General features: G+C 67.8%; 17 protein-coding genes. 6 read left to right on the top strand and 11 right to left on the bottom strand.

Annotated elements, in window-relative coordinates; translation table 11 throughout:
* Position 1 precedes the first annotated feature (1 nt).
* From ACFE6Z_RS13925 to ACFE6Z_RS13940, 4 genes are read left to right on the top strand one after another with little or no spacing between them, the layout of a single operon-like run.
* The gene (locus tag ACFE6Z_RS13925; RefSeq protein WP_375386293.1) at positions 2–1660 is read left to right on the top strand and encodes an ABC transporter substrate-binding protein; all 1659 of its coding nucleotides are present in this window, start codon (positions 2–4) and stop codon (positions 1658–1660) included.
* Entirely contained in the window at positions 1633–2619 is a 987-nt protein-coding gene (locus ACFE6Z_RS13930) for an ABC transporter permease (RefSeq protein ID WP_375386294.1), read from the top strand. The genes ACFE6Z_RS13925 and ACFE6Z_RS13930 overlap by 28 nt, the downstream gene beginning before the upstream one ends.
* Positions 2616–3476, top strand: coding sequence for an ABC transporter permease (locus ACFE6Z_RS13935; RefSeq protein WP_375386295.1), 861 nt, complete (start codon positions 2616–2618; stop codon positions 3474–3476). Before ACFE6Z_RS13930 ends, ACFE6Z_RS13935 begins: the two co-directional genes overlap by 4 nt.
* Positions 3473–5086 (top strand): dipeptide ABC transporter ATP-binding protein, encoded by a 1614-nt coding sequence (locus ACFE6Z_RS13940; RefSeq protein ID WP_375386296.1) that lies wholly within the window; start codon positions 3473–3475, stop codon positions 5084–5086. The genes ACFE6Z_RS13935 and ACFE6Z_RS13940 overlap by 4 nt, the downstream gene beginning before the upstream one ends.
* On the opposite strand, the gene ACFE6Z_RS13945 is transcribed toward ACFE6Z_RS13940, so the two are convergent.
* On the bottom strand, positions 5056–6018 hold the full coding sequence (locus tag ACFE6Z_RS13945) for a LysR family transcriptional regulator (protein WP_375386297.1): 963 nt from the start codon (positions 6016–6018) through the stop codon (positions 5056–5058). The genes ACFE6Z_RS13940 and ACFE6Z_RS13945 overlap by 31 nt on opposite strands.
* Positions 6019–6095: 77 nt before the next feature.
* Here ACFE6Z_RS13945 and ACFE6Z_RS13950 point away from each other — a divergent pair, with 77 nt between their 5' ends.
* Positions 6096–7829, top strand: coding sequence for an L-aspartate oxidase (locus ACFE6Z_RS13950; RefSeq protein ID WP_375386298.1), 1734 nt, complete (start codon positions 6096–6098; stop codon positions 7827–7829).
* 23 nt (positions 7830–7852) lie between these two features.
* Here ACFE6Z_RS13950 and ACFE6Z_RS13955 read toward each other — a convergent pair whose 3' ends face one another.
* Both ACFE6Z_RS13955 and ACFE6Z_RS13960 read right to left on the bottom strand, forming a co-directional pair.
* Positions 7853–8419, bottom strand: coding sequence for a HutD family protein (locus ACFE6Z_RS13955; protein WP_375386299.1), 567 nt, complete (start codon positions 8417–8419; stop codon positions 7853–7855).
* 9 nt (positions 8420–8428) lie between these two features.
* Positions 8429–8704 (bottom strand): hypothetical protein, encoded by a 276-nt coding sequence (locus ACFE6Z_RS13960; protein ID WP_375386300.1) that lies wholly within the window; start codon positions 8702–8704, stop codon positions 8429–8431.
* 100 nt (positions 8705–8804) lie between these two features.
* Here ACFE6Z_RS13960 and ACFE6Z_RS13965 point away from each other — a divergent pair, with 100 nt between their 5' ends.
* Positions 8805–9932 carry a mandelate racemase/muconate lactonizing enzyme family protein gene (locus ACFE6Z_RS13965; RefSeq protein ID WP_375386301.1) on the top strand — a complete coding sequence of 376 codons (1128 nt, stop codon included), beginning with the start codon at positions 8805–8807 and terminating at the stop codon, positions 9930–9932.
* Here the strand turns inward: ACFE6Z_RS13965 and hutI are convergent.
* The 8 genes from hutI to ACFE6Z_RS14005 form a co-directional block, all read right to left on the bottom strand.
* Positions 9922–11109 (bottom strand): imidazolonepropionase, encoded by a 1188-nt coding sequence (hutI, locus tag ACFE6Z_RS13970; RefSeq protein WP_375386302.1) that lies wholly within the window; start codon positions 11107–11109, stop codon positions 9922–9924. The genes ACFE6Z_RS13965 and hutI overlap by 11 nt on opposite strands.
* Positions 11106–12413 (bottom strand): formimidoylglutamate deiminase, encoded by a 1308-nt coding sequence (locus ACFE6Z_RS13975; protein WP_375386303.1) that lies wholly within the window; start codon positions 12411–12413, stop codon positions 11106–11108. The genes hutI and ACFE6Z_RS13975 overlap by 4 nt, the downstream gene beginning before the upstream one ends.
* A complete protein-coding gene (locus tag ACFE6Z_RS13980) occupies positions 12410–13621 on the bottom strand; it encodes an allantoate amidohydrolase (protein ID WP_375386304.1) in 1212 nt (403 codons plus the stop codon). Before ACFE6Z_RS13980 ends, ACFE6Z_RS13975 begins: the two co-directional genes overlap by 4 nt.
* Positions 13618–15270, bottom strand: coding sequence for a urocanate hydratase (gene hutU / locus ACFE6Z_RS13985; RefSeq protein ID WP_375386305.1), 1653 nt, complete (start codon positions 15268–15270; stop codon positions 13618–13620). The genes ACFE6Z_RS13980 and hutU overlap by 4 nt, the downstream gene beginning before the upstream one ends.
* 49 nt (positions 15271–15319) lie before the next feature.
* Positions 15320–16234, bottom strand: a complete 915-nt coding sequence (locus ACFE6Z_RS13990) for an ABC transporter substrate-binding protein (RefSeq protein WP_375386306.1) — start codon at positions 16232–16234, stop codon at positions 15320–15322.
* Between the two features lie 73 nt (positions 16235–16307).
* Positions 16308–17054, bottom strand: a complete 747-nt coding sequence (locus tag ACFE6Z_RS13995; RefSeq protein WP_375386307.1) for an ABC transporter permease — start codon at positions 17052–17054, stop codon at positions 16308–16310.
* Positions 17051–17701: an ABC transporter permease gene (locus ACFE6Z_RS14000; RefSeq protein WP_375386308.1), complete on the bottom strand. Its 651-nt coding sequence runs from the start codon at positions 17699–17701 to the stop codon at positions 17051–17053. The genes ACFE6Z_RS13995 and ACFE6Z_RS14000 overlap by 4 nt, the downstream gene beginning before the upstream one ends.
* On the bottom strand, positions 17698–18768 hold the full coding sequence (locus ACFE6Z_RS14005; protein ID WP_375386309.1) for an ABC transporter ATP-binding protein: 1071 nt from the start codon (positions 18766–18768) through the stop codon (positions 17698–17700). The genes ACFE6Z_RS14000 and ACFE6Z_RS14005 overlap by 4 nt, the downstream gene beginning before the upstream one ends.
* Positions 18769–18772 lie beyond the last annotated feature (4 nt).

Genomic DNA, 18772 nt, shown 5'->3' on the forward strand with positions numbered 1-18772 from the left:
CATGTTCACTGCACACCCGTCCTCCCCGAGGCGGAAGGCACGCATCGTCGCCTCCGTCGGAGCCCTCGCCGTCGCGGTGACGATGCTCTCCGCGTGCACGTCACCCGACCCGAATGCGACGGCGAAGGCCGTCGACTTCGAGCTCACCGCCCAGACCGCGCAGCCGTCGGGCGACCTCGACTCGTTCACGTGGTCGCTGTCCGCCGAGCCGACGAGCCTCGCGTACACGTACGCCTTCGACTACCCGCCGAACCAGATCCTGGCGAACGTGTGCGAGTCGCTGCTGCGCTGGAATCCCGATCTCTCCGTCTCGCCCGGGCTTGCGACCGCGTTCTCGAACCCGACTCCGACGACCTGGGTCTACGACATCCGCGAGGGCGTCACGTTCCACGATGGCACTGCCCTGACAGCTGCGGATGTCGTCGCCTCGTTGAAGCGCAACCTCGATCCGGAGGTGGGATCGTACTGGGCCAGCGCCTACCAGAACGTCGCCTCGATCGATCAGACGGGGCCGATGCAGGTCACCGTCACCACGACCGTGCCCGACTCGCAGTTCAACAGCTACATGGCGGCCACCCCCGGCGTGGTCGAGTCGGCGGCGACCCTTGCGAAGGACGGGGCCGACTACGGCAACCCGACCACGGGCGTCAACTGCACGGGCCCGTTCTCGTTCGGCAGCTGGAGCCCTGGCTCTTCCATCACGCTGGAACGATACGACGGCTATTGGGATGCCGATCTCGCCGCCCATTCGAAAGAAGTGAAGTTCGTATTCCTCGGCGATCCGAGCGCCCGCGTCACCGCGTTCCAGTCCGGCGACGTCGACGGCGGATGGCAGGTGCCGACGAGCGGAATCGAGCAGCTGAAGGCATCCGGGGCGGGCGGAGTGTATTTCGGCGTGAACACCGCCGTCAGCAGCGAGATCGTCAGCGATCTCAATGGGCCCCTCGGCGACAAGAACGTCCGCCAGGCGCTCCTCATGGCCACCGATCGCAAGGGTCTCATCTCCGCCGCCGAGAACGGCTACGCGTCCCTAACCGACGCCTTCACCACACCGACCGTGTGGACCGATGCCGGAGCGGATGCCAAGGCGAAGGCCTTCGATGACCTGAAGACCTACGGCTACGACGTGGCGGCCGCCAAGAAGCTCGTCACCGACGCCGGCGTGTCGGGCCAGAAGATCGTCATCGCGATGTCGCCGGCTTCGGTCGCGGAGAGCATCATCGCGCAAGCGGTGTCGTCTGCGGCCACGGCGATCGGGCTCGTTCCCGAGATCAAGACCATCTCACCCGACAAGTACGGTGCGCTCTTCGTCGATCCCGCGGCTCGGGAGGGGATCGACCTCTTCTTCACCAACTTCTACAACTCCACGTCCGATCCGCTCGACACCCTGGCCGTGCTGCAGTCCGACAACTTCAGCAACTACGGCGGCTGGTCCAACAGTGAGTACGACGCCGCGTTCGCGACTGCGACATCCGAGCTCGACCCGATCGCTCGCGGAACCAGCGAAGCGCAGATGCAGGTGATCGCGAACGAGGAGCTGCCCTGGCTGCCGCTCTACTCATCGCCGACCACCGTCTGGCTGAACAAGCGCATCACCGGCGTCGCGCCGTCCATCGCGTTCCTCTACTACCCGTGGGCCGCAATGATCGGCGCGGCCTGACCATGTCGCTGCTCTGGAGGATCGCGCGCCAGCTGGGAACACTGCTGCTCACCCTCGTGGTGGCATCGTTCCTCGTGTACTACTCGCTCTACCTGATCCCCGGTGACCCCGTCAGCTACCTGATCCAGGGCCGCGATGTCGATCCCGCGGCGATCGCGTCGATCCGCGCTTCATATGGCCTCGACCAGCCGGTCGTGGTGCAATACGTGAACTGGCTGGGGGGCGTGCTGCACGGGGATTTCGGTCGGTCACTCCAGTTCCGCGACAGCGTGGCCACTCTCATCGGCGCCCGCCTGCCCACCACGCTCGGGCTGGTCGCGCTGTCGGGGATCATCATCGGCGTCGTAGGGCTCGCTGCGGGCATCATCGCGTCGCTCCGGCGCAACCGCCTCACCGATCGTGGAATCCTCGTCACCCTCAGCGGCTTCTCGGCGATCCCTTCGTTCGTGGCGGCGATCGCGCTGATCTCGGTCTTCGCGGTGCAGCTGGGGTGGTTCCCCGCCTTCGGGGCGGGAGTCGGGTTCGTCGACGGGCTGTACCACCTGACGCTGCCGTCGATCGCGCTGGCCATCACCTTCATCGCCCTCGTCGGACGGGTCACCCGATCGTCGATGATCGAGCAGTTCCACCGTGAGCACGTCGAGGTGGCCACCAGCCGCGGCATCCCCCAGCCCGTCGTGGTGCGCCGTCACGTCCTGCGCAACGCTCTCGGTCCGATCGTGACCGTCAGCGGACTGGTGGTCGCGGGTCTGCTGGTCTCCAGTTCCATCGTCGAGGAGAGCTTCGGGCTCTCCGGCATCGGATCCCTCCTCATCGAGGCGGTCGACCGAAAGGACTTCCCCGTCGTGCAAGCCATCGTGCTCATCGTCGTGGTGGCATTCGTCGTGGTCAACGCGATCGTCGACCTGCTCATGCCGTTGCTGGATCCGCGGGCCGCAGCGGGCGAGGCCGCCCGATGACCGCCGGAAGCGCCCTGGCACCCCGCACCCGCTTCTCCGGGCTGCGGATCGGCAGCGGACTGTACTGGTTCGCCGTGATCGTCCTCGTACTCGTCGTGGCCGGGGCCATCCTCGCGCCCTTCATCGCTCCGTACGACCCCGATGCCCTCGACCTCGCCAACCCGTACGCGGGGCCATCTCCGGTCCACTGGCTCGGAACGGATGCCTCGGGTCGCGACACCCTCTCCCGCCTCCTCTACGGTGGTCGGATCTCGCTCACCGGGCCGGCTGTCACCGTCGTCATCACGACCGTCGTCGGAATGCTGCTGGGCCTGGTCGCAGCGTGGATCGGCGGCCCGGTCGACTGGGTGCTGACGCGCATCTTCGACATCCTGTTCAGCTTCCCCGGGCTGCTGCTGGCCATCCTCTTCGTGGCGATCTTCGGTGCCGGCGGTGTTTCCCCGGTCATCGCCATGTGCATCGCCTACATCCCGTATGTCGCCCGGCTCGTGCGCTCGCTCGTCCTTTCAGAGCGGTCTCGCCCCTATGTCGCCGCGTACCGCGTGCAAGGCTTCAGCGGGCCGTGGGTCGCGCTTCGCCGCGTGCTCCCGAACGTGTCGCCGACGGTGCTCGGCCAGTCCGGTCTCAACTTCGGGTATGTGCTCATGGATCTCGCGGCGCTCAGCTTCCTGGGCATCGGGGTTCAGCCGCCTACCTCCGACTGGGGCTCGATGGTCAGGGACGGCGCGGCCGGCGTTCTCTCGGGGCATCCTCTGCCCTCGCTCGTGCCGGCCGTCGCGGTCGTCGTCGTGGTGGTATGCGTCAACATCGTCGGCCAAGAATTCGCCGACCGCATCTCAGGAGGGAAGCGCGCGTGACACTTCTGCGTATGAACGACGTCGGGATGCGGCTGGGTGAACTCCGCCTGCTCGACGGGATCTCGCTCGAGGTCGCCGAGGGTGAGACCGTCGCCATCGTCGGAGAGAGCGGATCCGGCAAGTCGCTCACCGCCCGTATCGCGCTCGGCCTGTTTCCCGATCGCGTGCAGATGTCGGGATCGGCGCTGCTGGATGGCGTGGAGATGATCGGCGCGTCGCCGAGCGTGCTCCGCCGGCAGCGCAGCACCGTGGCATCGATGATCTTCCAAGACCCGCGATCCGGCATCAATCCGCTGCGCCGCGTCGGCGACTTCCTCACCGAGTCGCTCCGCAACACCGGCGTCGCGGCGACCGAGGCATCGGGCCGCGCGCGCCGGCTGCTCGCGTCCGTGGGCCTGCCTGACACCGATGAGACTCTGCATCGGCATCCGCACGAGTTCTCCGGCGGCATGCTGCAGCGCATCATGATCGCCGCAGCACTTTCGACCGAGCCTCGGCTGCTGCTCTGCGACGAACCGACCACAGCGCTCGACGTGACGACGCAGGCCGAGATCATCAGCATCCTGCGCGAACAGAAAGCGGCGCGGAGGATGGGGATGCTCTTCATCACCCACGACCTCAACCTCGCCTCCGACTTCTGCGATCGCGTGTACGTGATGAAAGCCGGCCGCTTTCTGGAGGACGGCCCGGTGCGGCGCGTGTTCGGACAGCCGTCGGCCGAGTACACCAAAGCGCTGCTCGCCGCGACGCCCTCGCTCGACGGCCCGACACCGGCCCGGACGCAGGAGAGGTCGGCCCCGGAATCCGAGCCTGTTCCCATCGTGAAGGTCACCGGCATCAGCAAGCGCTATCGGCTGGGAACGACCGATGTGCAGGCGCTCGATGATGTGTCGTTCACCGTGCAGCGCGGTGAGAGTCTCGGCATCGTCGGTGAATCAGGCTCGGGCAAGTCCACCATCGCGCGGATGCTGGTCGCGCTCGAGGCTCCCGATTCCGGCGAGATCGTGGTCGACGGACTCACCATCGGTCGGCGTCGTCGCCTGCGCTCGGCGGAGCGGCTGCTGCGGGCGCGGTCGACCCAGATCGTCTTCCAGGATCCGTACCTCTCGCTCGACCCTCGCATCCCGGTCGGCGCGGCTATCGCCGACATGATCCGCCTTCACGACCAGGGCAGGGGAGTGGATGTCGCGTCGCGCGTCGCAGATCTCCTCAGCGACGTCGGGCTGGCTCCGAACATGGCGCGTCTCGTTCCGCGCGCCCTCTCCGGAGGGCAGCGGCAGCGGGTGGCGATCGCGAAGGCGCTCGCCGTAGAACCCGAGCTGCTGGTGCTCGATGAGGCCACGAGCGCGCTCGATGTCTCGGTGCAGGCTCAGCTTCTGGAGACGCTGCGCCGCATTCGCGCAGAGCGTTCCCTTTCGATGGTGTTCGTGAGCCACAACCTCGCGGTCATTCGCGAGACCTGTGAACGCACGCTCGTGCTCAAGAGCGGTCGGGTCATCGAGCAGGGGGAGACGGCGCGGATGCTGCGGGCTCCGGTTGAGGCGTATACCCGGCAGCTCATCGCGGCGGTGCCGCGGGACTACTGGGCGGCAGAGCGCCCGCCGGCCTGAGGCGCTTCGCCGGCGAGTTGCAGGGTGGCGCCGGTCTGTTCGGCCAGCGCGGTCGCGGTGTCGGTGATGGTGCGCTGCATGACTCGGACTGCCGCAGTGGGAGACAGATCGGCGGGCCGAGCGACACTGATCGTGCGCGTGAACGGTTGTTCGGTGAGTCGCACCGATTGCAGCCCCGGTCGGTCGATGAGCACCATGGCCGGAACGATGGCGACACCCATTCCTCGCTCGACGAAGCGGAGTGCCGCGTCCATCTCCACACCCTCGATCACGGTGTGGGGGTGAAGCCCGGCGGCCTCGAACGCGGCATCCGTGGCGATGCGGAGGTCGTAGGTCGAGTGGAGGGCGATCTGCGGGAGGCGCGCGATGTCGACCAGGTCGACGGTGGGATGCGTGGTCACCGGCTCAGCGCTGCGTGAGGAGATCAGCACGAGCTCTTCGACCAGCAGCGGGGTCACGGTGAAGTGCTCCGTCGACGTCGCAGCAGATGTCGTGATGAGCGCGAGATCGAGCTCGCCACCTGCCAGTTCTTCGAGCAGACGGCGGGATCCGTGCTCGGACACCTGCAACTCGATCGCCGGATGGGCGGCGCGGAAGGCGCTGAGCACCTCGGCGACGAGGCTGATGCACAGAGTCGGTGTTGCTCCCAACCGCACGCGCCCCCGTCGGAGTCCCGCGATTTCGGCGAGGTCGCGGCGGATCGAATCCGCGTCGGCCAGCATTCGCCGAGCCATCGGCAGGAGCGACTCGCCGGCGAACGTCAGTGTGCTCCCGCCGCGCGAGCGGTGGAACAGCTCGGCGCCCAAGTCGTTCTCGAGGGTGGAGATCTGACGGCTGAGCGACGGTTGCGCGAGGTGGAGGTGCTCGGCGGCGCGCGTGAAACTGCGCAACTGCGCAACGGCAACGAAGCTTCGCATCTGCTCGAGGTTCACGCTGTATAGCGTATCGCTATCGAAGCGATTGTAACTATGCATTGGACAGATGCAATCCGGCGCACGAGGCTGGACGCGTGACCATTTCAGAACGCCAGCTGTCCACCACTGTCCTCGTGATCGGCGCCGGAGGCTCGGGCCTGCGGGCAGCGATCGAACTCGCCGAGGGCGGCGTCGATGTGCTCGTGCTCGGCAAGCGTGCCAAATCGGACGCGCACACCTCCCTCGCAGCCGGCGGCATCAACGCGGCCCTGGGCACGATGGACGCCGACGATACCTGGCAGCAGCATGCTGCGGACACCCTGAAAGAGAGCTACCTGCTCGCCAATCCCCACACGGTGGAGATCGTGACCTCTGGCGCGGCGCGCGGCATCGACGACCTGGAACGTTATGGCATGCCGTTCGCGCGCGAGGAGGACGGGCGCATCTCGCAGCGCTTCTTCGGCGCACACACCTACCGGCGGACGGCGTTCGCGGGCGACTACACCGGTCTCGAGATCCAGCGCACCCTCGTCAATCGAGCAGCCCAGCTCGACGTCCGCATCCTCGACACGATCTATGTCACGCGCATCCTGGTCAACGATGACGGGGCCGTCTTCGGCGCCTACGGCTTCGACCTCGAAGACGGGACGCGCTATCTGATCCACGCCGACGCCGTCATCCTCGCCGCCGGCGGCCACAACCGCATCTGGCGTCGCACATCGTCGCGCCGCGACGAGAACACCGGAGACTCGTTCCGACTTGCGGTCGAAGCCGGTGGCCGACTCCGTGACCCCGAGCTCGTGCAATTCCACCCGAGCGGCATCATCGAACCCGAGAACGCCGCCGGCACCCTCATCTCGGAAGCCGCGCGGGGTGAGGGCGGCATCCTGCGCAACGGCATCGGCGAGCGCTTCATGCACCGGTACGACCCGGAGCGGCTCGAACTCTCCACTCGCGATCGCGTCGCGCTGGCCTGCTACACCGAGATCAAAGAAGGTCGAGGGACGCCGAACGGCGGCGTGTGGCTGGACGTGTCGCACCTGCCCCGCGAGACCATCATGACGAGGCTGCCGCGCGTCTACCAGACGATGCTCGAACTGCAGATGCTCGACATCACCACCGACCCCATCGAGATCGCGCCGACCGCGCACTACTCGATGGGTGGGGTGTGGGTGCGCTCATCCGATCACGCGACCGACGTGCCCGGCCTCTACGCCATCGGCGAGGCGTCCTCCGGCCTGCACGGAGCCAACCGGCTCGGCGGCAACTCGTTGATCGAACTCCTGGTCTTCGGGCGCATCGTCGGGCAGGCGGCCGCCGCCTACGCCGCGTCGCTGCCCGCGCAGACTCGGTCGGCCGCCGCAGTCGCGACGGCCCGAGCCGACATCGCAGACCTGCTCGCAGCCGACGGCACGGAGAACGTCCGGGCATTGCAGCGTGCCATCAGGAACACGATGACCGAGCACGCCGGTGTCGTGCGAGATGAAGAGGGCCTGCTGGCGGGCCTGGCAGAACTCGACCGGATCGAGTCGCGGATGGCGGGCATCGGCGTGCACCCCGATATCGCGGGGTACCACGATCTCGCCCACGCATTCGACCTGAAATCCGCGGCACTGGCCGCACGGGCCACGCTCGAAGCCGCCCTCGAACGACGTGAGACACGCGGATGCCACAACCGCAGTGACTATCCCGAGCTCGACCCCGCGCTGCAGGTCAACCTCGTCTGGTCGCCGAGCACCGGCATCCAGCGCGAAGAGATCCCGCCGATCCCCGCCGAAATCAGCGACCTGATGCGCGAGGTGTCGGTCGTCGGAAAGCTCGTGGAGTAGCCGCGTCGCGGGTCACCGGGTGCTCACACCGCCGCGATCGTGACGACCGCCGCGTGCAACGAGGGTGAGGCGTTTTCGGCCGACCACCAGTGATCGCCCGTCGGCAGATGCACGACGAGCGCGGGCGCCGAACCGGCGGATGCCGCGGGCGCCGAACTCCCCGCGACGTGCTCGCCGATGCGGAGCGCCCCCGTGACCACACCGCGCCGCAGGAACAGATTGAGATCGCGCGATGATCCGCTCGAGTGTGAACTCACAATCGCTTCGCCCGGGAACGCGATCGGCACATCCGGCTCGGCGATGACCAGGCTGCCGTCGATCAGGAGCTCTACCGGGTCGTCCTCGAGAACGACGAAGACCCGGTCGAACCCCGGCAGCACCGAGAAGGCCGACGGTCCGTCGATCCGCGCGATGCTGAGCCGCCAGTCGGCGGCGAACGACCGCGCTCCGTCCAACGCGAACACGTCGCCGCGCGCGAAGTCCGATGCAGAACCCGCGGCAAGAGTCGTCGTGACCCCGCCGCCGTTGACCCATCGCACGGCTGCGAGGGAAGTGAAGCGGCGGGGGGATGCTGGTGTTCCGACGGTCATCGGGGGCTCCTAGTGAAATCCGCCGCGCAAGAACGGAAGCGCCGGTGCGCGGTATTCGAGTGATGGCGGGTGACTCGGCTCGAGGACGAACTCCGCCTGACCGAATCGCCATAGCCGGTTGAAGAGGAACACACCGATCACCACCGCCTCATCCGCCGGCACCTGCCACGTGCCGAGACCCCACTGCACGGGCTGTCCGCGCCCGCCGATCACCAGCGTCGGCCTGACCCCGCCGTAGAGCGCGAACCAGGGCTTGTGCAGCGTGAGCTCGATGCGCCGATTCACGTGCTCGCCCCGCTCGCTCCGTCACCCGCAATGTGATGCTCGCTGAATCCTATGCGGACTCTCGCTCAGAGGTCGACGCGGACGAAGTAACGTTGATCGCATGCGGATCACGCGCGTTCAGGTCTTCACCTACGATGCCGCCTACCGCGATGGTGTGTACGGCATCTCCGGCGGACGGGCGGCGAGTTCACAGCGCTCGTTGGTCGTGCGGATCGACACCGACCGAGGCATCACCGGGTGGGGTGAGATCTGTCCCCACGGGCGCACGTATCTTCCGTCGTTCTTCGAGGGCGAGTTGGCGGCCTTGGGCGTTCTCGCTCCGGCGCTGATCGGGCAGGATCCTCGCAATCTCGGCGCCGTCGGCCGAATCATGGACCATCAACTGCTGGCGAACAATCCCGCGAAAGCCGCCCTCGACTCCGCGTGTTGGGACATCTTCGGGAAGGTGGTCGACCTGCCGGTCAGCGAGTTGCTCGGCGGGCGGCTCACCGACACGCTGCCGCTGTTCACGTCATTGCCCGTTGCGGGTGCCGAGACCCAGGCGCGGCACGCGGTTGACGAGCTTCGCGCTGGTTTTCGCGTCTTCCAGGTCAAGGTCGGCGACGACCCGGTCGAAGACTCTGACCGCGTCCGCGCGGTCGTCGACGCGGTCGGACCGAATTGCACCGTGCTGGTCGACGCGAACGGCGGGTGGACCCTCACCTCAGCGCTGATCGCGGCGAACCGGCTCGCCGATCTGCCCGTGCGGCTCGAGCAGCCGTGCCGCTCCATGGCGGATTGCGCCGAGCTGCGCGCGCACACGAACCTCCCGCTCATCCTCGACGAGAGCGTCGTGACCTTCGCCGACCTCGTGCACGCCCGACACGTCGTTGGTGCCACCGGGATCAATCTCAAGCCGAGCCGGGTGGGCGGTCTCACTAAGGCGCGGCTCATGCGTGATGCGGCGCAAGCTCTCGGCATGACCTTCACGGTCGATGACACCTGGGGCAGTTCGCTGGCGACGGCTCAGATAGCCGCCGTCGGCGCCGGGGCGCAGCCGGAGTTGCTCACCGGTGTCACGAACTTCGCAACCGTCACCACCCCGCAGTTGGGCGCAGGGGTGGACCAACTCCAGGGCGGCCGGTCGACGGTTCCCACGGCCAGTGGCTTGGGCGTAGACATCGACGCCGAGCGTTTCACCGATGCGCTGGTGGACACCGCGGCCTGCATCCAGAGCCCTAGGGGCTAGGCGAGGTCGAAGATCGCCGTCCCCTCGCCCAGACGTCGTAGGTGAGGTCCATTCCGGGGCGGTATGCGAAGTGTGACACCGACGGCGCGTCGATCGCGTGCAGATCGGCACGGTGGCCGGGGATGATCGCGCCGATCGGCGAATCTCCGCCATCACGGCGAAGAGCCCGTGCGCCCCCAGCGGTGGCCGCCCAGATCGCCTCCTCGATCGTCAGGTGCATCTGCAGCACAGCCGTCGCCACGCAGAACGCCATCGACGTGGTGTTCGAGGTACCCGGGTTGCCGTTGCTCGCCAGCGCGATCGTCGCTCCGGCATCCAGCAGTGCACGAGCGGGCGGAAACGGCTCACGCGTGCTGAGATCGCACGCGGGCAGCAGCGTGGCAACCGTGCCGCCCGAGCCGAGTGCCTCGATGTCGCGCGGACCGAGGTGGTTGCAGTGGTCGACGGATGCCGCGCCCAATTCCACCGCCAGCCTCACGCCATCGCCCTCGCCGAGCTGATTGCCATGAACGCGCAGCCCCAGACCCGCCGCTCTGCCTGCCTCCAAGACGGTCCGCGACTGGTCGGGATCGAACGCGCCGCGCTCGCAGAACACGTCGATCCACGCGACGTAGGGCAGGACCGCGGCGAGCATGTCGCCCACCACGAGGGCGACGTAGTCGTCGGCATGCGTGTCGGGAGGAACGACATGTGCACCGAGGAATGTGACATCGGACGTCACCTCGGCCGCGAGGCGCGCGAGTCGCGTCTCTTGGGCGACATCGAGTCCGTAGCCGGTCTTCACTTCCATCCACGTCGTGCCGTTGCGCTGTGCCGTGCGACGGCGCGCGGCGAGGCCCGCGCGCAACTGCTCGTCGGATGCTTCCGTCGTCGCGCGGACGGTCGTGCGGATGCCGCCGGCCTGGTAGGCGTTGCCCGCCATCCGGTATTCGAACTCCTCGGACCGGTCGCCGGAGAAGATGAGGTGCGTGTGGGAATCGACCCAGCCGGGCAGCAGGGCGCGGCCGCCGAGATCGGTGCGCGTATCGGCTGCGGGGGCATCGGCGGCAGGCCCCACCCACGCGATGGTGTCGCCATCGATCACGACGGCGGCGTTCTTCACCCGCCCGAGTAGGCCCCCGCGTTCCGGATCGTTCGTGGTCAGTTCGCTGATGCCGGTGACAAGTTCTGTGGTCATCTATCCTCCTCGAACAGTGCGGTGATGCCGCGCTGGAGGCGCTCGGCGATGCTGGTCTGATCGTGCGTGATGACGCGGCCGCCCACGATCGTACGGCGGACGTCTGCGCCGGTGGCGGTCAGCGGCAGCTGCTCGCTCCTGCTGCCGGCCGTGCGAAGGGAACCCGCATCGAGTTCGACCAGATCCAGCGGACCACTGACCCGCGCGGGCGCGGCAAGACCGAGCGATGCGTATCCGTGGGCCGATCCGATGCGCCAGAGTCGTTCGGGCGCGATGCGGCCGCGTCGGAGCGACCGCAGCCTCTCGCCCGCTTCGAGGCCGCGCAACTCCAGCAGCGGATCGATGACGGCGTTCTGGTCGGATCCGATGGCGATGTCGACTCCCGCATCCATCAGCTCGATCGCCGGCCCGATACCGTCGCCGAGATCGGCCTCGGTGGTGGGGCAGAAGACCGCGTGCACCCCCGCCTCGCCGAGCAGACGGATGTCGTTCTCGGTGAGATGGGTGGCATGCACGACCGATAACCGCGGCGCAAGGACTCCTTCTGCGGCGAGTAGCTCGGTAGGCGTGTGACCGAACGCCGCGACGCAGTCCTCATTCTCGGCGGGCTGCTCGGACAGGTGGATGTGAAGCGGAATGTCGCTGGGCAGTTCCCGGGCGACACGGGCCAGCGCCTCTCGCGGAACCGCGCGCACGGAGTGCAGCGCGGCGCCGAGCGTCACGAGCGGTGAACGGCCGTCGAGAGCCTCGTGCAGCGAGCGCCAGCGACTCAGCCACTCGTCGACATCGGCATCGCCGAAGCGGGTCTGCTCCTTCGACAGGGGTCTGCCGATTCCCCCCGCGAGGTAGCAGGTGTCCAGCAGCACGAGCCGGATGCCCGCCTCGGCCGCCGCGTCCGCGAGCGCGATCTCCATCGCGTGGTCGGGGTAGGCACTGCCGTCGGGGCGGTGGTGGACGTAATGGAACTCGCCGACGCTCGTCCATCCCGTTGCGACCATCTCCGAGAACACCGCGGCCGCAAGAGCGCGATAGGAGTCTGGGGTGAGACGGCCGGCGGCGCGGTACATGAGCTCGCGCCAGGTCCAGAACGAGCCGGACTGGTGGGTGCGTCCGCGCAGGGCGCGATGGAAGGCGTGGGAGTGCGCGTTCGCGAAACCGGGAGTCGCCAGATCGAGCGACGCGGCGTCGGGGGGCGCGTCGACAGCGGAGTCTTCGGATACCACCAGGCCCGCAGCATCCGCTTCGAACAGCACGCCTCGCTCCACCACTCCCTCACGAAGCAGACGGTCGACCCAGATCTTCACGCGAGATCCTCGATGGTGCGCACGAGGGCGTCGACGCCGGCGTGCACGGCCGCGTCATCCGCGCCCTCTTCCGGAGCGTGCGAGATCCCCGACGGATTTCGGACGAACAGCATGGCGGTCGGCACGTGCGCGGCGAGCACTCCGGCGTCGTGACCGGCACCGGTGGGCAGCACCGGGACGGCGCCGAGGGTGGCGGCGATGCGGTCGCGCAGCTGCGGGTCGAACCGCACTTCGCCGCTGTACGATTCCTCGACGACGGATGCGTCGCAGCCTTCGGCGGCGGCGGCGTCGGCGACAGCGGCCTGAACCTCGGCCACGATGTCGCGAGTGTCCTTCTCGGTCTCGGCCCGCACATCCATCCACGCCGATACCCGCGACGCGATCACGTTCGTGCCGCCGGGCACCGGCTCGAGCCGGCCGATCGTGGCGCGCGAGCCGCTGCGGAGGCCCGCGGCACGGCGGGCGGCGAGCACGGCGGCCGCGGCCGGAAGCATCGGGTCGCGTCGATCGGCGATCTCGGTCGTTCCCGCGTGATTGCCCTGGCCGCGCACGTCGATGCGCCAGCGCCCGTGCTCGAGGATCGATGAACCGACCGCGACGGGCGCGCCGAGATCGATCAGGCCCTTGCCCTGTTCGACGTGCAATTCGACGTACACGCCGATGCGCGCGAGCGATTCGGCGTCATAGCCCGGGTCGGGGAGAGATGCGTCACGTGCCACATCGACGAAGCGCCGGCCCGCAGCATCCGTCAGTTCTCCGAAGCGGGAGGGGGTGATCGCGCCCGACAGGAGCCTGGACCCGAGACAGGCGATGCCGAAGCGAGAGCCCTCCTCTTCGGCGAACACGACCACGGCGATCGGTCGGGTGGGCACGAACCCTTGGGCCTGCAAGCGTTCGACTGCGGCCAGCGCGCTGACGACACCGAGTGGTCCGTCGTGGGCTCCTCCGCCGGGCACCGAATCCAGGTGACTGCCGGTCACGAACGCGTCGGGGCCGGGCGTGCCCCACCACGCCCAGAGATTGGCGTTGCGGTCGATCGTGACCTCGAGCCCGAGGCGCACCGCACGTTCGATGAACCAGTCGCGCAGATCGCGGTCGGCGTCATCGAGAAGATGCCGCGAATAGCCGCCCCGCCGCGGATCGCGCCCGATGTCCTCGATCTCCCGAAGGAGCCCGAGGGCGTCGAACTCGGTCACCGGCTCAGTCACTCGCCCTCCCACATCGGTACCCGAAGGCCCCGTTCCCTTGCGATGTCGGCGGCGTGCTCGTAGCCGGCGTCGACGTGACGCATCACACCCGTGCCGGGGTCGTTGGTGAGCACGCGCTCGAGCTTCTGCGCAGCCAGAGCGGTGCCGTCGGCGACGGTGACCTGGCCGGCGTGGATGCTGCGACCGATGCCGACACCGCCTCCGTGGTGAATGGACACCCAGGTCGCGCCGGAGGCGGTGTTCAGCAGCGCGTTCAGCAGCGGCCAGTCGGCGATCGCGTCGGAACCGTCTTTCATGGCTTCGGTCTCGCGGTAGGGCGAGGCCACCGAGCCGGAATCGAGGTGGTCGCGGCCGATCACGATCGGGGCCGAGATCTCACCCGAGGCGACCATCTCATTGAACTTGAGCCCCGCAATATGACGCTCCTTGTAGCCAAGCCAGCAGATTCGCGCGGGCAGTCCTTCGAAGTGCACCTTCTCGGATGCCTGCGTGATCCATCGTGCGAGGGCCTTGTCTTCGGGGAAGAGTTCGAGCACGGCGCGATCGGTCGCAGCGATGTCTGCGGGGTCTCCCGACAGGGCCGCCCAGCGGAAGGGACCGCGACCCTCTTCGAACTGCGGGCGGATGTAGGCCGGGACGAAGCCGGGGAATGCGAACGCGCGGTCGTAACCGGCGAGCTGCGCCTCGGCGCGGATCGAGTTGCCGTAGTCGAAGACGGCGGCACCGGCATCCTGGAACCCGACCATCGCCTCGACCTGCTTGGCCATGCTGCGACGCGACCGCGTGGTGAATCCCTCGGGGTCTGCGTCGGCGGCGGCCTTCCACTCCTCGAAGGCGATGCCTTCGGGCAGGTAGGCGAGCGGATCGTGCGCGCTGGTCTGATCGGTCACGATGTCGATGGGAACCGCTCGCTCGAGCAGCTCCGCGAAAATGGTCGCGGCGTTGCCCGCGATGCCGACCGACAGCGCCTCGCCCGCCGCCTTCGCCGCGAGGACTCTTTCCAGCGCTGCGTCCAGATCGGTGAAATATTCATCGAGATAGCCGTGATCCACCCGACGGGCAAGGCGCGACTCGTCGACATCGACGACGAGCGCCGCGCCGCCGTTCATGGTGACCGCGAGGGGCTGGGCGCCGCCCATGCCCCCCGCGCCACCAGTGAGGGTGAGGGTGCCCGCGAGCGACTCGCGGCCGAGTGACTGCGCCACCGCGGCGAAGGTCTCGTACGTGCCCTGCAGGATCCCCTGCGTGCCGATGTAGATCCAGGATCCCGCAGTCATCTGCCCGTACATGGTCAGACCGAGCGCTTCGAGCCGGCGGAACTCCGGCCAGTTCGCCCAGTCGCCCACGAGATTGGAATTCGCGATCAGCACGCGCGGCGCCCAGTCGTGCGTCCGGAAGACCCCGACGGGTTTTCCGGACTGCACGAGCAGGGTCTCGTCCGATTCCAGTGTCTCCAGCGTCCGGACGATGGCATCGTACGCATCCCAGGATCGGGCGGCGCGGCCGGTGCCGCCGTAGACGACCAGGTCTTCTGGGTGCTCGGCGACCTCGGGGTCGAGGTTGTTCATGAGCATGCGCATGGCGGCCTCGGTCTGCCAGCTCTTGGCGACCAGGGTGTTGCCGCGTGCGGCACGGATCTCGCGGGACATCGGTTTCCTTCGGTGTAGCGGGTGGATCTGGAGGGGTCGCGCGGAGCAGTCAGACGCCGGACGAGTCGAGCCAGGCCCGAGCGATCTCGCTGAGGCTCTTGCCTTCCGCAGCCTGGCCGTTCATCTCGATGAGCGCGTCGGTGGTGAGGGCGGCCGATACGGCGTCGAGCGTCTTCTTCACGGTGTCGGTCGACTTCGCCGACGAGATCACCGGAATGATGTTCTCCGCGGCGAAGAGCGACTTGTCATCCTCGAGCGCGACGAGGTTGTTCGTCGTGAGCGCAGGATCGGTGCTGAAGACGTCGGCGACCTGGATCTGGCCATTTAGAAGCGCGGTGATCGTGAGGGGTCCGCCCGCATCGAGGCTCGTGAACTCCTTGAATTCGAGGCCGTACACGTCGCGGAGTCCCACGACACCGTTCACGCGGGTCGCCCATTCTGCGGGGCCACCCAGGGTGAGCTCGGAAGCTACCGGTTTTAGGTCGGAGATTGTGGTGAGGTTGTACTTCTTCGCGGTCTCTTCGGTGACGGCGAGGATGTCCTTGTCTTCCGCCTTCGAGATCTCATATGCCTCTATGCCCTCCGGGAGGGCCTTGGTCAGTTCGGCGACGACATCCTCGCTGGTGGATGCCTCGGACTCCTTGTCGAGGTATTTCAGCAGTGCACCGGAGTATTCGGGGATCAGGTCGATCGATCCGTCCTTCAGGGCGGCGATATACACTTCGCGACTGCCGATGTTGAACTGCTCCTTCACCTTGACGCCCGCGTCCTGCAACGCGAGCGAGTAGATGCTGGCGATGAGCTGGCTTTCGGCGAAGTCGGCCGAGCCGATGATGATCTCGTCGCCGGACGAGCCGCCCGCGTCGCCGCCGGAGAGTGCCTGGTCGCCGGTCGCGCAACCGGTCAGGACGAGGGCGACGGCGACGGATGCCGCGGACAGTGTCGCGAGGGAGAGCTTTCGCATGTGAGTGCCTTTCGGGAGAGGGAACGTTCGGGTCTTGGTGCGGTGTGCAACAGCGGCCGACGGGGTGTGTCGGTCATTTCGCCGCGGCGGTCAGGGTGGTGAGCGCGGCGGTGGCTGTGTCGGTGGGATCAGGGCGCCGGCGGCGCGTGGTGCGCCGGAGGCCGGGCGAGACCAGCACCCTGCCGAGGATGCTGAAGACGAATTCGAGAGTGAGGGCGAGGAGCGCCACCAGCAGCGCGCCGCCGGCCATCTGGGCGAAGTCCGCCTGCGCGCGGCCGTCGATGATGTAGCGGCCGAGGCCCTGCAGGCCGAGGTAGGCCGCGACCGTGGCGGTGGAAACGACCTGCAGGGTCGATCCGCGCAGGCCCGAGAGCAGCAGGGGCATTGCGCCGGGCATCTGCACCCGCCAGAGGATCTGCGTGCGGGTGTATCCCATGCCTCGCGCGGCGTCGACGGCCGCTTCGTCCGCGGATTGGATGCCGGTGTAGGTGCCGGTCAGGATCGGGGGGATCGCGAGCAGTACCAGCACGATGATGGTGGGAACGACGAACACCAGTTGACCGGCGATCACGGGTGCCAAGACGAGGAACAGCAGCACCAGCAGTCCCAGGGTGGGCAGTGCCCGAAGCGCGTTGGCCGATCCGGCCACGATGGCCTCGCCCTTGCCGGTGAAGCCGATGAAGATGCCGAGTGGGATGGCGATCGCGCTCGCGATGGCGAGAGAAATGACGGTGTACAGCAGGTGATAGCCGATCTCCACCGGGATGCCGCGTGGCCCCGCCCAATTCGCAGGATCGGTGAGCCATTCGAACACGGTCATGCGGGCACATCCTTCCGCCGCCACGGCGTCGCGATGCGGCCGATGCGGATCAGTAGCTGGTCGAAGATCACGGCGAGCACGACGCACAGAAGGATGCCCAGGATCAGCGGGACGAACAGGCGGAGCTGGAAGCCTTGCGTGAAGAGCGTGCCCAGCTGTGGGATGCCGATCAGCGCGGCCATCGTGACGATGCTGACGTTGGAGACGACCGCCACCCGCAGCCCCGCGATGATCACGGGGACGGCGACGGGAATCTCGACCAGGAAGAGCCGCTGCCACCCGCGGTAGCCCATCGCTTCGGCGGCCGCGACGGTTTCGTGCGGTACCGAACTGAGGCCGTCCGAGACCACGCGCACGAGAAGGGCGACCGTATAGACGGTGAGCGCGATGATGATGTTCAGCGGATCGAGTACCCGTGTGCCGAGGACCGCCGGCAGCAGGATGAAAAGCGCGAGCGAGGGGATCGTGTACAGGAGCCCTGCCGTGCCGATGATGACCACTCCGCCGCGACGCCAGCGGTGCGCCCACCAGCCGAGGGGGATCGCGATGATCAGACCGAGAACGGTGGGGATGAGCGTCAGCCAGATGTGGTTGACGAACAGCGTCCAGACCTGCTGCAGATTCGCCCAGATCCAGTCGATGCTCATGCGGCCACTCCCTGTACGGACCCGACGACGGTCGTGGCGGTGAGCACGCCGACGAATACGCCGTCGGCGTCGATGATCCCGAGGGCGCCGCCGGGGCTTGCCAGCGCGCCGTCGAGGAGTTCGCGAGCAGACGCCGTGCGCGGCAGGAAGCGCGAGGTCCGATGCAGCGTCGCGACCGACGCCGTATCGGTGCGGCTGCCGTCGACCCAGCCGATGGGCTGAGCGGTGTCGTCGACGACGACGACCCACCCGCGACCCCGTACGCTCTCGCCGAGCTTTACCGGGGCGTGCGGGGTGAGGGCGGTTTCGCCCGGCAGGCGGTCGAAACCCAACGCCCGATAGCCGCGGGCGCCGCCCACGAAATCGGCCACGAACGTGTCGACCGGTTGAGTGAGCAGCTCGAGCGGGGTGCCGAACTGGGCGAGCACTCCGCCGGTGCGCAGAACCGCGACGCGATCGCCCAGCTTGAGTGCTTCATCGATATCGTGCGTGACCATCACGATGGTCTTGCCGATCTCGCCTTGGAGTCGAAGGAACTCGTCCTGGAGCTGTGCGCGCACGATGGGGTCGACCGCGCTGAACGGTTCGTCCATCAGAAGGAAGGGCGGGTCTGTCGCGAGTGCGCGAGCGACCCCGACGCGCTGCTGCTGACCACCCGACAGCTGCCAGGGGTAGCGGTTCGCGAATCGGCCGTCGAGGCCGACCAGTTCGAGCAGGTCCAGAGCGCGCGTGCGGGTCTTCTTTTTGTCACCGCCGAGCAGCCGCGGAAGCGCCGCGACGTTGTCGACGACCGTGCGATGCGGAAACAGCCCCGCGTGCTGGATGACGTACCCGATCTTGCGGCGGAGGGTGACTCTGTCGGTGCTGAGCACATCCATGCCGTCCAGAGTGATGGTCCCGCTGGTGGGATCGATCAGTCGGTTGATCATGCGCAGGGAGGTCGTCTTGCCGCATCCGGATGGTCCGACCAGGGCGAGAAGGCTGCCGGTCGGGACTTCCAGATCGAGGCTGTCGACGGCGGTCGTGCCGTCGTCGTAGACCTTGGAGACGCTTTCGAATCGGATCATGTTC

The sequence above is a fragment of the uncultured Microbacterium sp. genome, from assembly GCF_964244775.1.
In the GTDB taxonomy this organism is placed as follows: domain Bacteria; phylum Actinomycetota; class Actinomycetes; order Actinomycetales; family Microbacteriaceae; genus Microbacterium.